This window comes from Massilia sp. Root133 (genome assembly GCF_001426525.1).
Taxonomy (GTDB): Bacteria; Pseudomonadota; Gammaproteobacteria; order Burkholderiales; family Burkholderiaceae_D; genus Telluria; species Telluria orientalis.
The window spans coordinates 48,484-64,123 of sequence record NZ_LMEW01000015.1 but is presented as its reverse complement, the minus strand read 5'-3'; the positions used below and the strand labels follow the sequence as shown (position 1 = coordinate 64,123).

The following is a 15,640-nucleotide window of genomic DNA, read 5'->3' as shown; positions in this document are numbered from 1 at the left end:
CAGGAACTTTAGGCGGGCAAACCATTAAATTGCCTGACCCAGCGCAAGACCGCGTCCGCGTCGAGCAGGTCCAGCCACGCCACCTGCGGCGCCAGCCCCTGCGGGCGCGCCATCGTGGACGCGACGGCCACGATGTGCGGGTCGCCCGGGAACATCGGCGGCTTGCCGACGTCGGGCCGGTACACCTCCAGCTTGGGCAGCGCCTCCCATTTATAGCCTTCCACCAGGGTCAGGTCCGCCGGCGCGAGGCGTGCCAGGTGTTCGGCCAGCGACGGCTCCGCGGCGCCGCGCAGCTCGCGCATGATGGCCACGCGGTACGGCGATGCGATCATGACCTCGGCCGCGCCGGCCGCGCGCATGCGGGCGCTGTCCTTGTGCGGTGGTTCCAGCATGACGTCGTGGTGGCTGTGCTTGACGACGTTGACGCGCAGCCCGGACGCGGCCAGCCGCGCGACGACGAGTTCCAGCAGCGTCGTCTTGCCGCTGCCGGACCATCCGATGACGCCCAGCACGGGCCCGCGGCCGGCGAAATCAGTAGGCGACACGGTAGCGGATTCCCCGGAAGTTCATGACGGCCGCCTTGGGCAGCAGCTTTTCCAGCACGAGGCCGGGGGCGACCTCCTCGCCTTCGTGGCGCAGCGCCTTGTCGACGATCAGCAGGCGGTCGGCCGCGTTGGCGGAATACATGTAGCCGCCGAACGTGACGCGCGGGATGTCGCGCTGCTGGGCGTCGGGCAGCTGCTGCAGGAACGGCAGGCTGTCTTCCGGCGCCGCCTTCGCGACGGGCGCCGGCGCGGCGGCCGGCACCGGCACCGGGGCCGGGCGGGAGGGTGCGGGCGTGGGCGCAGGTGCGCGTTCGCGCACGGTCACGGGCGGCGGCGCTGGCGGCGCGCTCACCACCAGCGGCTCCGGCGCGGGTGCTGCCGGCGCGGGCGCGCGCTGCGCGACGGTCTGCGGCGCCGGCGCCGGCCGCCCCAGCACCAGCACCCCCGCGACGACGACGAGCGCCCCGGCGCCGAGGCCGACGAACAGCGGCTTGCGGCTCGCCGCGGCGGCCGCCGGCGCGGGCGTCGACGCCTGCGGCGCGTGGATCGTCGGCGCGTTGCCGAGCTGGCGTTCGGCCTGGGCCTTCTTCAGGGCTTCGAGGATGTACGACATATCACTTCCCGGTGGCTGCCAGCAGGCGCGGTTCGTCGACGCCCGCCAGCTGGTTCAGGCGCATGTAGGTGCGCGGACCGGCCAGGCCGTCCGCCTTCAGGTTCTGCTTGACCTGGAACGCGCGCAGCAGGCGCCGCGTGGGCTCGTCCAGGACTTGCCCGGCCGGCGGCGCGGCGCGCCTGCCGTCCAGTTCCGCGAGGCGGGCGGCGATCCAGTCGACGTCCGGCCCGCTGTCGCCCGGCCCCACCTGGTCGCGGAAACCGCGCGGCACCTTCCACAAGGTCGTGTACTCGCCGTCGATGCGGGTCGCGAGCAGTCCCAGGCTGACCGTGTGGCGCTGGCCGTTGATCGCGAGCGTGGCCGTGTCGTCGTCCATGCCGGTCAGCACGGCGTAGCCGACCCGGGCGCCGTCGTGCAGGCCGACGATGGCCGGCCGGTCGAGCAGGCGCAGTTCATACAGGCCGCCGCGGCCCTGGTAGCAGCGCAGGCCGGTGCGCGGCGCGGCGTCGCACGCGGCGGCGGCCGGCAGTTGCTGGCCCCACAGCGCGCCCAGTTCGCGCAGCGCGTCGTCCTGCGTGGACAGCGCCAGCGGCTTGGGCTGCATGCCCGCCTTCGCGGGCGCGGACTGCGCTTTCACGGCCATGGGCGCAGCCGGCGCAGGCGTCGGACGATGCGGCACCGCCTGCCACGCCGCCGCGCTGATGGCGGCGCCGGCCAGCACGCCGCCGGCCACGAACGGCCAGCGCAGCGGCTTGCGCGGCGCACCGCCGGCGATCGCATCGTCGCCGGCGAACACCTCGCGCGCGGCACGGCGCAGGATCGCCGGCGTGACGTCGCGGCTGTTCTCGACATAGGCGCCGAGCAGCGCGCGGTCGCACAACAGGTTGATGCGGCGCGGTACGCCTTCCGTCAGGCGGTGGATCGATGGCGCCAGCGCGGCGGGAACCGGCGTCGTGCCCTGCACGCCCGCGACGGCCAGGCGGTGCGCGACATAGGCGCCCGTCTCGTCGGCGGACAACGGACCGAGATGGTAGCGGGCGATGACGCGCTGGGCCAGCTGCTCCAGTTCGGGCCGCGCGAGCATCGTGCGCAGTTCGGGCTGGCCGATCAGGATGATCTGCAGGAGCTTGCGCTCGCTGGTCTCCAGGTTCGTCAGGAGGCGCAGCTGCTCCAGCACCTGGGCCGACAGGTTCTGCGCCTCGTCGATCACGAGCACGTTGTTGTGCCCCTGCGCGTGGCTGTCGAGCAGGTAGGCGTTGATCGCGTCCACATAGGCTTTCACCCCCGCCGCGGACGACACGGTGATGCGGAATTCGTCGCAGATCGTCTGCAGCAATTCCTCGACCGTCAGCTTCGGGTTGAAGATATAAGCCAGGCGGCAGTCGTCGGGCACCTGCTCGATGAAGCAGCGGCACACGGTCGTCTTGCCCGCGCCGATCTCGCCCGTGAGCAGCACGAAGCCCCCGCCGCTGCCTATCCCATAGAGCAGGTGCGCGAGCGCCTCGCGATGGCGTTCGCTCATGAACAGGTAACGCGGATCGGGCGCGATGGAAAACGGCGCCTGTTTTAAGTGGAAATAATTTGTGTACATGTCAATACCAAAAGCTTACCGGCGCGGTGGCAGCGGTTTGAACTTCGCGCAGTATATTTTGCTTTTGGCATTGTAGTAAGCGATCGTGCTGCCGGGGACGGATACGCGCAAAGGGTAAGGCGAGGCATCGGCCGCCAGGTGGCGCACGCCCGCCGCCTTGCGGACGGCCTGTTCCAGTTCGTCCGGCGCCACGTCGGCGACGGCGCCCACGAACACCCATTCGCTCGTGTCGTCGCTGACCATCACCTCGGTGACGGGCGCGCCCCACAGGGTCGTCTCGCCCGTGCGGAACCAGTACGCGCCGCCTTCGTGCTTGTACGCGGGGCCGAAATGGGTCTTCAGCCAGGCATAGAAATACTTGTTGTCGAGATGGTCGTGGCACAGCAGGGCCGCGCCGATGACGGGGCCGAACGTGGACGGCGGCTTGTCCTGGGTCTGCGCGTGCACGGGCGCGACGAGCGCCAGTGCGGCAGCCAGCAGGCCTACAATTTTCCCAACCATGCGCGGTTGGCGGCGATCTTCGCCTTCACCGAGGCCGGCAGCGCCTCGTAACAGCCTGGATGCTGCTTGAGCGCGTGCTCGCGCACTTCCTTTTCCATGCCGTTGACGATGAATATATAGACGGAGGCACCTTCCGCATTCTTGCGGGTGCCCATGTAGCGAATCACGATGATCTCCTTGACGAGCGCCCATTATGACATTCGCCCTCCGTTCCGGCCACGGCCGGGCACCAGGCGTGCGCCGGGATGGCGTGCGCGTAATGGCCCGGCAGGCTACGTCGTTGCGCTCCAGCCACATCTGCAGCAGGTCGCGGTTGTCATGCTGCCAAGGCGATCCCGGCCGGCAGGCCGGCCGCGACCTATAATCGCCGGCATGACGACCGCCCGCCTCCCCCGCCTCCTCGCCTGCGCGCTCGCCCTGGCGGCCTGCACGGCGCATGCCGCCACGCCCCGCCTGTGGAAAGCCACGCACGCGGTCGAAGGCCATGGCACGACCACGCTGTACGTGCTCGCCGCGACGCCCGCCGGCCTGCCGGCCGAATTCGACGCCTATTACACGCGCGCCGTGCTGCCCGCGCTGCGCGCGTCCGCCACGCTGGCGGTCGAAGGCGTGGGCGATGGCGAGGAAGGCCCGGCGACACCGGGATGCGACCTGCACCAGCTCGACGAGCAAGGCATTGCCATGCTGAACGACGCGCGCCAGCGCATCCTCACGCTCACGCTGCAGGCCGACATGGCCCGGCGCGACGCCCTCGACGTCAAGGCGCTCGCGAAGGCGCCCGACCCGGACACCCAGGCGCAAGCCTGGGCGCGCCTGATCGAGATGAGCGACGAATTCACGCTGCTGCAATTCGCACGGGTCCAGGCGGCCTCGCTCGCGTCCGCCGCGCCGGACCACAAACAAGGCGCCAACGTCGCCGAGGCCCTCGTACGCGCGCGCCCGGACATCCCCGTGCACGACATCGATTACCGCACGGGCATGATGCACGCCTACTGCGCCGCCGGGCCGCGCCGCACGATGATGCTGCTGGACGTCGTGGACAGCGCGCCGCCCTCCGCAACGGCCACGGCGCGCCTCACGCGCGATTTCGACGCCCTGCTGCGCGGCCGCGCGCCGTCCGACGGGAGCCCGCTGACCCGGCTGGCGCCGCTGGACGCGGGCCTCGTCTGCGCGCGCAACCGCGACTGGATCGCGCGCATGGGGAAGGTGGCGGATGGGCGCGCGCATTTTTACGTGGTCCCCGTGCGCAACCTGTTCGCGGCGCGGCATGACGATGCGGATTGCGGCGGGCTGCTGGATGAGCTGGAACAGGCCGGCTTCACGGTCGCGGCCGTCAAGTAACCCGTCGTTCCCGCGAAAGCGGGAACCCATGCCGAGCATCCTGGTCAGCGCCGTATGGATCCCCGCCTTCGCGGGGATGACAGCGACGCCATCCACTCCATGTTTTCCGCAGCCTGTCCCCCGTTTTCGCGCATTCGTCGAAAGCCGGCTGCGCCGGCGTCCTGCCTGCCGTATCGTGCAGTCTCCCGGCGCTGCCGCAGACAACAACGACGACACCATGAAAAACGCCCTCAAGCTCACCGTCCTGGCCGCCGCGCTCGCGGCCGGCGCCTTCGTCACGATGCCCGCCTCGTTCGCCCGGCCGCAGGACACGGGCAATGCCGTCGCCACCGAACAGCGCGCAATCACGGCATTCAGCGCGATCGAGCTGGCGGGCCCCTACCACGTCGTGATCGACGCCCAGGCGAAGCCGTCGCTGGAACTGAGCGGCGAACGCAAGCAGCTGGCCGAGATCGAGACCGTCGTGCGCGGCGACACGCTCGTCGTGCGCCCCGTGCAGCGCAACGGTTTCTTCTTCAACTTCGGCAAGCGCCGCGAGACGGTCACCGTCCGCATCGGCGCGTCCGCCCTCAAACGCCTGACGGTGGCCGGCAGCGGCGACGTCGAGATCGACCGCATCAATGCCGAGCGCTTCACGCTGGCCGGCAACGGCCCGGGCGACGTGCACGCGAGCGGCACCGTGCGCCAGCTGACCGTGACGTCCAGCGGCAGCGGCGACCTGGAGCTGCGGCGCCTGAAAACCGGCGACGTCGACCTGGCGCTGAACGGTCCGGGCGACGTGGAACTGGCCGACGTGAGCGGCACGCTGTCCGTGCAGGCCGGCGGCTCCGGCGACCTGGAAGCGGACGGCCTGCGCGCGGCCAAGGTGACGGCACGCATGCGCGGGCCGGGCAACGTCCAGCTGTCGGGCAGCGCGCGCGAACTGGACCTGGAGATGTCCGGCTCGGGCGACTTCGAAGGGTGCGACCTGCGCATCGACGGCGGCGCGCGCAGCGTGCAGCGCGGACCGGGCAATGCCTGCCTCGCGGGCGCCATCCGCAAGTTCGACGGCGAAGTGGACGGCTCGGGCGAACTGGCCGTGCGCGGCCTGCAGGCCGGGACGGCGCAGCTGCGCATGAACGGGCCGGGCAACGTCGCGCTGGCCGGCACGGTGGGCGACCTGAACGTGGAACTGGCCGGCTCGGGCGACCTCGATGCGGCCGGCCTCAAGGCGGGCAAGGCGACGGTGCGGGCCCGCGGCCCCGGCGGCGTCACGCTGGCGAACGTGGGCGATACGCTGGACGCGGCCCTGTCGGGCTCCGGCGGCCTGAAGGCGAGCATGTCCGGCAAGCGCCTGCTGCTGCGCATGAACGGTCCGGGCGACGCCCGCATCGATGGGCGTGTTGCCCAGGTCGACGCCCAGATCGCGGGCTCGGGCAGCCTCGATGGCCACGGCCTGACGGCCGCCCATGCCGACATCGTCGTGCACGGACCGGGCACCGCCTCGGTCAACGTCGTCTCCCAGCCCGACCGCGCGGACACGAAGACCGTCGCGCGCGGCCAGCTGCTGCTCGTCGACCGCAGCGGTTCGCACACGACCCGGTAAGGAGGTTGCCATGCTGTCCGTCTTCGCCCGTATCAAACGCCGCCTGGTGCCGGCGCTTGCCCCCGCCGTGCGCGTGTTCCCGGACTGCTTCGCCGCCGACGACACCGTCGTGCCGTGGGCGGACGTGAGCCGCGTGCTGGCCTATGCGAACGAGGACGGCTTGCGCATCGAGGTGCGCGCCGCGCATCTGATTGAAGCCATCGTGCTCCTCGAGACGCAGCCCGGCTTCGACGCGTTCGTGCGCATGGCCGACCGGCGCCTGACCTTCCCGCTCGCGTGGTGGGAAGCGCTGCCGCGCGCGCGCCGCGTGGTGCTGTTCGAGGCCGTGCTGCGGGAAGTCCACCTCGACCATCCGCACGCCGCGCCACGTACCGCCCACGGCTGAAGGCCTGGTCCTTGTGCTAATGTAGCGGGCGCCGCCCACGACACGCCCAAGGATATCGATGACGTCATTCCCAGTCCGCCTCGCGCCGCTCATCGGTGCAGTGGCGCTCGCCGGTTTCGCGCACGCGCAGACGGCGCCGCAGTATGCGGAACTCCCTTCCGAGACCCCGGCCGAATTCAGGGCGCCCGACGCCGGCTTCAACTACGTGAAGCGCACCGTGATGATCGCGATGCGCGACGGGACGAAGCTGAACACCATCATCATCGTGCCGAAGGGCGTGCAGAACGCACCCATCCTGCTCACGCGCACGCCCTACGATGCGTCCAGCCTCGTGAACCACGCGGACAGCGCCGACCTGGAGACGATCCTGACCGGCTACGACAACGCGGCCGACGTCATCGCCGGAGAAGGCTATATCCGCGTCGTGCAGGACGTGCGCGGCAAATACGGTTCCGAAGGCGACTACGTGATGAACCGCCCGCTGCATGGCCCGCTGAACCCGACGCCCGTCGACCACTCGACCGACACGTACGACACGATCGAGTGGCTGACGAAGAACGTCCCCGAGACGAACGGCCGCGTGGGCATCATCGGCATTTCGTACGACGGCTTCCTGCCGCTGATGGCGCTCGTGAATCCGCACCCGGCGCTGAAGGTCGCGGTGCCGATGAATCCGATGGTGGACGGCTGGAAGGGCGACGACTGGTTCCACAACGGCGCCTTCCGGCAGATCAATATGTCGTACATGCTAGAACAGGTCGTCACGCGCGCGAACACGGCCAAGTGGCCCGTCACGAACTACGACGACTACGACATGTACCTGCGCGCCGGTTCCGCGGGCGCGCTGGGCCGCGAACGGGGCCTGGAACAGAGCGGTTTCTGGAACAAGGTCGTCGCGCATCCGGCGTACGACGCGTTCTGGCAGCAGCAGGCGATGGATACTATCCTCGCGCGCCAGCCCGTCACGGTGCCGACGCTCCTCGTGCACAGTTACTGGGACGCGGAAGACATCTACGGCGCCGTCGCCGTGTGGAAGGCGATCAAGCCGCACGACACGGAGAACAAGGTGTTCCTGTCGCTGGGCCCGTGGTCGCACGGCGGCGCGATCGGCGACGGCGCGACGCTCGGCACCCTGAAATTCGGCAGCGACACGGCGTTGTACTGGCGCCAGCAGGTCTTGAAACCGTTCCTCGCGCGTTACCTGAAAGGCGATGGGAGTGTACCCGCGATCCCGACGGTGACCGCGTTCGAGACCGGAACGAACAAGTGGCGCAACCTGGCCGCGTGGCCGAGCGGCGCCGTCGAACCCGTCGCGCTGCGCCTGGCCGCGAACCAGAAGGCCCAGCTGGGCGGCGCGGCCGATGCGAAGGGCTACGACGAATACGTGTCCGACCCGGCCAAGCCCGTGCCCTTCCGCCAGCGTCCGATTCCGCCGTACGGCTACGACGAAGCGAAGGGGCAGACGTGGCCGCGCTGGCTCGTCGACGACCAGCGCGAGGCGTCGGGCCGCACGGACGTCGCGACGTTCGTGTCCGACCTGCTGACGGCGCCCGTGAAGATCAGCGGCGAGCCGGTCGCGCACCTCGTCGCGTCGACGAGCGGCACGGACTCCGACTGGGTCGTGAAGCTGATCGACGTGTACCCGGACCAGGTGGGATCGCAGCCGGCGCTGGGCGGCTACCAGCTGATGGTCGCGGGCGACATCTTCCGCGGCCGCTACCGCGAAGGCTTCGACAAGCCGAAGGCGCTGGCGCCGAACAAGGCGCTGGCGTACCGCATCAAGCTGCCGACGGCGAACCACGTGTTCCTGCCCGGCCACCGCATCATGGTGCAGGTGCAATCGAGCTGGTTCCCGCTGTACGACCGCAATCCGCAGACGTTCGTGCCGAACATCTTCTTCGCCCAGCCGGGCGACTACCGCAAGGCCACGCAGCGCATCTACCACAGCAGCTATGTCGAACTGCCGCTCGTGAAAGCGGCGCAATGACGGGCGGCGTGCGCACCTGGCACGGCAGCTGCCATTGCGGCGCCGTGCGCTTCGCGGCCGACATCGACCTCGATCGGGGCACGATCGTCTGCAATTGCAGTCTCTGCACCAAGCAGCGCAACTGGGCGGCGATCGTGCCCGCGGCCGCGTTCCGCCTTCTGCATGGCGCCGGCGCGCTGACGGAATACCGCTGCAACACGCGCACGGAACGCCACCTGTTCTGCGCCACGTGCGGCATCCGGCCGTTCGGCACGGGCACGTCGCCGCGCTGGGGAGAGTATGTGGCGGTCAGCGTACACTGCCTGGACGACCTGGCGGCCGACGCACGCGCCGCGCTGCCCGTCACGTACCTGAACGGCCGCGATGACGACTGGGACAACCCGCCCGTCGACGTGCGTCAGTTATAATTCCATTTTTTCGAAGAAATCCTTCTGTTTACTTCGCTTTTCCAAGATGCCTCCTTGTCCTATCCTTCGCCTTGACCACGGCCGCTTGCGCCGCGATTCTTGTTATTGATGAGAGATACGACCATGAAACGCATCCTGCTTTTCCTTGCCACCAACCTCGCCATCATGCTCGTGCTTGGCATCACGGCGAGCCTGCTGGGCGTTAACCAATACCTGACGGCCAAGGGCCTGAACCTGGGCGCCCTGCTCGTCTTCGCCGGCCTGATGGGCTTCGGCGGCGCCTTCATTTCGCTGTGGCTGTCGAAGCCCATCGCGAAATGGTCGACCGGTGCGCGCGTGATCGCGCAGCCGTCCAACCCCACCGAGCGCTGGCTGCTCGACACCGTCGCGCGCCAGGCGCAGAAGGCCGGCATCGCGCTGCCGGAAGTCGCGATCTACGAAGGCGCGCCGAACGCATTCGCGACCGGCGCGACGAAGAACGCGTCGCTCGTCGCCGTGTCGACCGGCCTGCTCACGTCGATGACGCACGATGAAGTGGAAGCGGTGCTCGCGCACGAAGTGGCGCACGTCGCGAACGGCGACATGGTGACGCTTACGCTGATCCAGGGCGTCGTGAACACGTTCGTGATCTTCCTGGCGCGCGTCGTCGCGTACTTTGTCGACCAGTTCCTGCGCCGCGACGGCGAGGAGCGCGGTCCCGGCATCGCGTTCACGATCACGTCGGTCGTGTGCGACCTGCTGTTCGGCCTCGTGGCCAGCATCATCGTGGCCTGGTTCTCGCGCCAGCGCGAATACCGCGCCGACCGCGGCGCCGCCCGGATCATGGGCACGCCGCGCCCGATGATCGCCGCGCTCCGTCGCCTGGGCGGCCTGGATCACGCCGACCTGCCGAAGAACCTGGCCGCAGCGGGTATCGCCGGCGGCGGCATGCTGGCCCTGTTCAGCAGCCACCCGTCGTGCGAGGACCGCATCGCGGCCTTGCAGCAGGCATGACGGACCGGCGCGCCCCCAGACTTCTCGTGCCGGCGCTGTTCGCGCTGGCGCTGGCCGTCCTCCTGCAGCACTTCCTCGGCGCGCTGGCCTGGGCCGGCCTGCTCGCCGTGATCACCTGGCCCGCGCACGTCCACCTGCAGCGCCGCGGCTGGCCGCCGGCCGCCAGCGCGGCCTGCCTCGTGGGCCTGCTGATCCTCGGTTTCGTCGGTCCATCCATCCTGTTGCTGAATACGCTGGGCGGCGAACTGGCCGGCGTGCAGCGCCTCCTGGCCCGCGCCAACGAGACGGGCATCCCCGTCCCCGTCTGGATCGCGCACCTGCCGATGGTGGCCGAACACGCGGTCCAGTGGTGGAACGAACACCTTGCCCTGCCCGGCGGCTTGAACCGCCTCGTCGGCAGCGCGGCCGGCGATTTCGCCCCGCACCTGACGGGCGCCGCGCGCCTGTGGGGCTCGACGATCCTCGCGAATGCGCTGTACCTGTTCCTCGCCCTGCTCACCCTGTTCGTCCTGTACCTGCACGGCCCCGCCGCCATCCACCACGTCGACACGGCCGGCATGCGCGCGCTGCCGCGCCAGTATCCGATGCTGCGCCGCGTGTTCCCCCTGTCCGTGCGCGGCACGGCGCTGGGCCTCGTCTCCGTCGCCATCCTCGAGGGCTGCGTGCTCGGCGCCGCCTACGCCATCGCGGGCGCGCCGGCGCCGGCGCTGCTGGGCGTGCTCACGGGGTATTTCGCGCTCGTGCCGGGCGGCGCGCCGCTGTCGTTCTCGCTCGTCTCGCTGCTGCTGCTGGGCCAGGGCCATTCCGGCGCCGCGCTGGGCCTGTTCTGCTGGGGCGCGTTCGAACTGTTCCTCGTCGATAAATTCATCCGCCCGAAGCTGATCGGCCGGCGCGTCAACCTGCCGTTCCTCGCCGTGCTGTTCGGCCTTCTCGGCGGTGTCTCGACCCTGGGTGTGATCGGCCTGTTCGTCGGTCCGTTCATGATGGCGATCCTGTTCGAATGGCTGCGCGACAATACCGCCTTCAATACCAATTCATCAGTCAACATGGATGTCTACAGCAGCACGGACGAGACCAATTCCGCCTCTGCCGACCGGACCGACAATACCAATTAAATACCTGTTGACAAGCCTATCAGTGCTGCCTATAGTGCCCTGACCTTCCCGGCACAGCACTCATATGATCGACTATCTCATCGGCGTCGACGGCGGCGGCACCGGCACCCGCGTGCGCCTTGCGCGGATTTCTCCCCACGGTGTCGTCGAACTGGCCCAGGGCGCCAGCGGCCCGTCCGGCCTCGGCCTGGGCATCGCCCGCGCCTGGGCTTCCGTCCAGGACGCCGCCGCCCAGGCCTTCGCCGCGGCCGGCATCGAACAACCTTCGCTTGACCGCATCGCCATCGGCCTCGGCCTCGCCGGCGTGCACAATCGCCAGTGGGCGCAGGCGTTCGTGGACGCCGATCCCGGCTACGCCGCGCTGCGCCTCGAAACCGATGCTTTTTCTACCCTTTTGGGCGCGCACGGCGGCCGTCCCGGCGCCATCGTCGCCATCGGCACGGGCAGCGTCGGCGAAGTGCTGCAGCCCGACGGCACGCGGCGCGAAGTGGGCGGCTGGGGCTTCCCCGCCGGCGACGAAGCGAGCGGGGGCTGGATCGGCCTCGCCGCCATCAACCATATCGAACAGGTGCTCGACGGACGCCGGCCCGGCAGCGCGTTCGCCGACGCCGTTATCGACGCCTGCGGCGGCAACCGCGCCGCGATCCAGGTCTGGCTCGGCCAGGCCACGCAGACGACGTACGCCACGCTCGCGCCGCTCGTGCTGCAGCACGCGGACGATCCGGCCGCGCGCGCCATCCTGGTGAAGGCCGGCGAGGAAGCGGCCGCCATCGCCCGCGCGCTCGACCCGGACGAGCGTCTCCCCCTCGCGCTGTGCGGCGGCCTGGGGAGCGCCCTGCGCGACTGGCTCCCGCCCGCGCTCGCGGCCCGCGCCCGCGCGCCGGAAGGCGATTCCGCGCGCGGCGCATTACGGATGATCGAGCTGCACGTCGCGGCATGAAAGGACCCACCATGCAAGGCAATATCCTGACTCCGGACGGCTGGATCCGCGGCCGCATCGTCATCGAAGACGGCACGACGACGATCGCCGCCATCGAAGGCGACGCGGCCGATCCGGCATCGAACAAGGACGACTACATCCTGCCCGGCTTCATCGACCTGCACGTGCACGGCGGCGCGGGACGCGACATGATGGAAGGCGGCGACGCGCCGCACGTGATCGCCCGCTTGCATGCGCGGCACGGCACGACGAGCCTGCTGGCCACGACGATGACGGCGCCGCTGGACGACATCGACCGCGCGCTCGCCGCCATCGGCACCGCGTGCGAGCAGCGCGGCAAGGACGAAGCGCGCATCCTCGGCGTGCACCTGGAAGGTCCGTACATCAACTCGGGCAAGCTGGGCGCGCAGCCGCCGTTCGCACGCGAAGCGACGATGGCGGAAGTGGAGCGATTCAACGCGCAGGCACCGATGCGGCTGATCACCGTGGCGCCCGAGATCGACGGCCACCTGCCTCTCGTGCGGCAGCTGGCGGACGCCGGCATCCGCGTGCAGATCGGCCACACGAACGGCAACTACGACGACGGCGTGCGCGCGCTGGAGCACGGCGCGGCCGGCTTCACGCATTTGTTCAACGCGATGCCGGGCCTGCACCACCGCGATCCCGGCATGGTGGGCGCCGCGCTCGCGCATGCGCAGTACGCGGAGATCATTCCCGACCTGTTGCACGTGCATCCGGGCGCGATCCGCACGGCGCTGCGCTGCATCCCGCACCTGTACTGCGTGACGGATTCCACGGCCGCCGCGGGCATGCCCGATGGCCAGTACATGCTGGGCCGCCAGGTCGTCCACAAATGCATGGGCGGCGTGCGCCTCGCGGACGGCACACTGGCAGGCAGCACGCTGACGATGGACCAGGCGCTGCGCAACCTCGTCTCGATCGGCCTCGATCTCGCCGACGCCGCGCGCCGCGTGTCGACGAACGCCGCCGACTACCTGGGCGAAACGCGCCGCGGCCGCATCGCGCCGGGCTGCTTCGCCGACCTCGTCGTGCTCGACCGCGACCTGAACCTGAAAACCGTTCATATCGAAGGAGAACAGTGTGACCTCGCTGATGCTTGAAGAAGCCGTGTCCGCGGCCGACTGCGTCGCCCTGCAGCTGGCCAACGACGCCGACCGCTACGCCGCGCTGGGCCACCACCTGCGGGGCGCCTCCTTCCATAACGCGGTGACGGTGGCGCGCGGCAGTTCGGACCACGCGTCCAGCTACCTCGCCTACCTGATCATGGCGCGCATGGGCCGTCTCGTGACGTCGCTGCCGATGTCGCTCGTCACGTTGTACAAGGCGCCGCTGCAGGCGTCCGGCACACTGGCCATATCGATCTCGCAATCGGGCCAGAGCCCGGACGTCGTCGAACCGATCCGCTACTTCCGCCAGGGCGGCGCGACGACCGTGGCGCTCGTGAACGACATCGATTCGCCGCTCGCACGCGCGGCCGAATGGGCGCTGCCGCTTCGGGCCGGGAAGGAGCACAGCGTCGCCGCGACGAAGAGTTTCATCACGAGCCTGACGGCCGGCGCGCGCCTCGTCGCGGAATGGCAGCAGGATGCAGAGTTGAAGGACGGCCTGGCCGCCCTGCCGGACGCGCTGCGCCAGGCCGCGCGGACCGACTGGTCGGCGGCACTCGAGGTGTTGGCGCCGGCGCGCAACATCATGGTCGTGGGCCGCGGCATCAGCTTCCCGATCGCGCTGGAAGCGGCGCTGAAATTCAAGGAGACGTCGGCGCTGCAGGCGGAAGCGTTCTCCGGCGCGGAAATCAAGCATGGCCCGATGGCGCTGATCGACGAGGGCTATCCGCTGCTGATCTTCGCGACGCGGGGCCCGGCGCAAGCGGGTCTCGTCGCGCTGGCCGACGAGATGCGCGGCCGCGGCGCCCGCGTGCTGCTCGCGGCGCCGGCCGACATCGCCTCGCGCGACCTCGACCTGCCCGTGTCGACCTGCGCGGACCTCGACCCGATCGTCGCGATCAACGCGTTCTACGTGATGGCGGCGCACCTGTCGAAAGCGCGCGGACTCGATCCGGACAAGCCGCGCCACCTGAACAAAGTCACGAAAACACACTGAGCCGCACTGATGCCCACGAACGACCTTCGCCAGCTGGCCGGCCGCCTGATCATGATCCGGCTGTTCGGCACGGCACTCGACGCCGACACGGCCGACTTCATCCGCGCCAACCGCATCCGCGGCGCGTGCCTGTTCCGCCAGAACATGACGGACGCCGCGCAGCTCACGCGTTTCACGAGCGACTTGAAAGATGCGATGGGCGAGCACGCGCTGATCGCGCTCGACCAGGAAGGCGGCGCCGTCGTGCGCGCGCTGTGGGTGCCGCCGCCGCCGTCCGCGATGGCGCTCGGCGCGGCGGGCGACGAACCGCTCGCGCGCGACGTGGGCGCGGCCGTCGCGCGCGCGATCCGCGCGCTGGGCTTCAACTGGAACTTCGCGCCCGTGCTGGACCTGAACAACAACCCGCGCAATCCCGTCATCGCGGAGCGCTCGTTCGGCGCCGATCCGGATCGCGCCACGGCCCTCGCGCTCGCGTGGATGGCCGGCAGCGACAGCGAAGGCGTGGCCTGCTGCGTCAAGCACTTCCCCGGCCACGGCGACACGCACGTCGATTCGCACCGCGACCTGCCGACGGTCGACAAACCCTTGCAGGAACTGGAGCGCTTCGAATTCGCGCCGTTCCGCACGGCCGCGCCGCACGCGCCGGCCGTGATGACGGCGCACATCGTCTACCCCGCCCTCGACGCCGACAATCCGGCCACGATGTCGCGCGCGATCCTGCACGACCTGCTGCGCACCGAGTGGCGCTACGACGGCGTGATCATCACGGACGGCATGGACATGCACGCGATCGCGCACCGGTACGATGCCGGCGACGCCGCCGTGAACGCGCTGAGGGCCGGCGCGGACATGGTGATGGCCATCGGCAGCCGCGACACACAGGAACGCACGATCGCGGCGATCGCGGCCGCCATCGGGGACGGCCGCCTGCCGCTGGCCGACGTGCATGCGCGCCTGGCACGCCTGGACCGCCTCGCGCGCGCCCATCCGGCCGGCGCCGTGCAGTACGCGACCGAAGACGCCGACCGCGCGCTGATGGCGGACGCGTGGCGCCGGGCGCTCACGGCGCGTGGCAATCCACAGCGTCCCGCACCGGGCAGCAAGGTGCGCCTCGTCGCGCGCCAGGACGTGGTCAGCGACGGCGTGTCGGAAGCGGGCGTGCCGGCCAGCGCCATCGCGGCGATGCTGGCGACGCTGTTCGACGTGGACCTCGTGACGTTCGCGGATGCGGAAACGTTCGACTGGCATGCGCTGCCGGACGACGGCCGCTTCACGATCCTCGCGTCGACGTCGCGCCGCCGCTACGGCGCGCACGCGCGAGCCACGTGGACGCCGGATCTGCACCTCGCGCTGTGGAATCCGTACCAGGCGCTCGACGTCGCGGCGCCCGCGCTGATGACTTATGGCTTCGCACCGCCCGCGCTGGACGCGGTCCGGTCCTGGCTGGCCGGCGACATCGAGGCGACGGGGCAGTGTCCGGTGCCCGGCTTTTGACCGCGTCGGGTAACCACTT

Annotated in this window: 16 protein-coding genes; 11 read left to right on the top strand and 5 right to left on the bottom strand. The window is 70.1% G+C overall.

Translation table 11 applies throughout. The features are described 5' to 3' along the window. Positions 1-8: 8 nt before the first annotated feature. From mobB to ASD28_RS14620, 5 genes are read right to left on the bottom strand one after another with little or no spacing between them, the layout of a single operon-like run. A complete protein-coding gene (gene mobB / locus ASD28_RS14640; protein WP_229412271.1) occupies positions 9-545 on the bottom strand; it encodes a molybdopterin-guanine dinucleotide biosynthesis protein B in 537 nt (178 codons plus the stop codon). Beyond that, positions 532-1,158 (bottom strand): general secretion pathway protein GspB, encoded by a 627-nt coding sequence (locus tag ASD28_RS14635; RefSeq protein WP_056129092.1) that lies wholly within the window; start codon positions 1,156-1,158, stop codon positions 532-534. Before ASD28_RS14635 ends, mobB begins: the two co-directional genes overlap by 14 nt. Position 1,159: 1 nt before the next feature. Next, on the bottom strand, positions 1,160-2,749 hold the full coding sequence (locus tag ASD28_RS14630; RefSeq protein WP_056129089.1) for an ExeA family protein: 1,590 nt from the start codon (positions 2,747-2,749) through the stop codon (positions 1,160-1,162). A 15-nt stretch (positions 2,750-2,764) separates the two neighbouring features. Further along, on the bottom strand, positions 2,765-3,250 hold the full coding sequence (locus ASD28_RS14625; protein ID WP_056129086.1) for a hypothetical protein: 486 nt from the start codon (positions 3,248-3,250) through the stop codon (positions 2,765-2,767). Next, positions 3,232-3,417: a hypothetical protein gene (locus tag ASD28_RS14620; RefSeq protein ID WP_036238481.1), complete on the bottom strand. Its 186-nt coding sequence runs from the start codon at positions 3,415-3,417 to the stop codon at positions 3,232-3,234. The genes ASD28_RS14625 and ASD28_RS14620 overlap by 19 nt, the downstream gene beginning before the upstream one ends. A gap of 205 nt (positions 3,418-3,622) precedes the next feature. On the opposite strand from ASD28_RS14620, the gene ASD28_RS14615 reads away from it, so the two are divergent. The 11 genes from ASD28_RS14615 to ASD28_RS14565 all read left to right on the top strand — a co-directional run bounded on the left by ASD28_RS14615 (position 3,623) and on the right by ASD28_RS14565 (position 15,621). Beyond that, positions 3,623-4,591: a hypothetical protein gene (locus tag ASD28_RS14615; protein WP_056129084.1), complete on the top strand. Its 969-nt coding sequence runs from the start codon at positions 3,623-3,625 to the stop codon at positions 4,589-4,591. Between the two features lie 217 nt (positions 4,592-4,808). After that, entirely contained in the window at positions 4,809-6,176 is a 1,368-nt protein-coding gene (locus tag ASD28_RS14610) for a GIN domain-containing protein (RefSeq protein ID WP_056129080.1), read from the top strand. A gap of 10 nt (positions 6,177-6,186) precedes the next feature. Then, positions 6,187-6,561, top strand: coding sequence for a hypothetical protein (locus ASD28_RS14605; RefSeq protein WP_056129077.1), 375 nt, complete (start codon positions 6,187-6,189; stop codon positions 6,559-6,561). Between the two features lie 58 nt (positions 6,562-6,619). Further along, on the top strand, positions 6,620-8,548 hold the full coding sequence (locus ASD28_RS14600) for a CocE/NonD family hydrolase (RefSeq protein ID WP_056129074.1): 1,929 nt from the start codon (positions 6,620-6,622) through the stop codon (positions 8,546-8,548). Positions 8,549-8,556: 8 nt separating this feature from the next. Continuing rightward, a complete protein-coding gene (locus tag ASD28_RS14595; protein ID WP_200949010.1) occupies positions 8,557-8,955 on the top strand; it encodes a GFA family protein in 399 nt (132 codons plus the stop codon). Between the two features lie 123 nt (positions 8,956-9,078). Next, entirely contained in the window at positions 9,079-9,948 is an 870-nt protein-coding gene (gene htpX, locus ASD28_RS14590; protein WP_056129068.1) for a protease HtpX, read from the top strand. After that, positions 9,945-11,063, top strand: coding sequence for an AI-2E family transporter (locus ASD28_RS14585; RefSeq protein ID WP_082577581.1), 1,119 nt, complete (start codon positions 9,945-9,947; stop codon positions 11,061-11,063). The genes htpX and ASD28_RS14585 overlap by 4 nt, the downstream gene beginning before the upstream one ends. 64 nt (positions 11,064-11,127) lie before the next feature. After that, positions 11,128-12,003 (top strand): BadF/BadG/BcrA/BcrD ATPase family protein, encoded by an 876-nt coding sequence (locus ASD28_RS14580; RefSeq protein ID WP_056129065.1) that lies wholly within the window; start codon positions 11,128-11,130, stop codon positions 12,001-12,003. An 11-nt stretch (positions 12,004-12,014) separates the two neighbouring features. Beyond that, a complete protein-coding gene (nagA, locus tag ASD28_RS14575; RefSeq protein ID WP_229412272.1) occupies positions 12,015-13,124 on the top strand; it encodes an N-acetylglucosamine-6-phosphate deacetylase in 1,110 nt (369 codons plus the stop codon). After that, entirely contained in the window at positions 13,117-14,127 is a 1,011-nt protein-coding gene (locus ASD28_RS14570; protein ID WP_200949017.1) for an SIS domain-containing protein, read from the top strand. Before nagA ends, ASD28_RS14570 begins: the two co-directional genes overlap by 8 nt. Before the next feature lie 9 nt (positions 14,128-14,136). Next, positions 14,137-15,621, top strand: coding sequence for a glycoside hydrolase family 3 protein (locus tag ASD28_RS14565; RefSeq protein ID WP_056129061.1), 1,485 nt, complete (start codon positions 14,137-14,139; stop codon positions 15,619-15,621). The last annotated feature ends 19 nt before the right edge of the window (positions 15,622-15,640 follow it).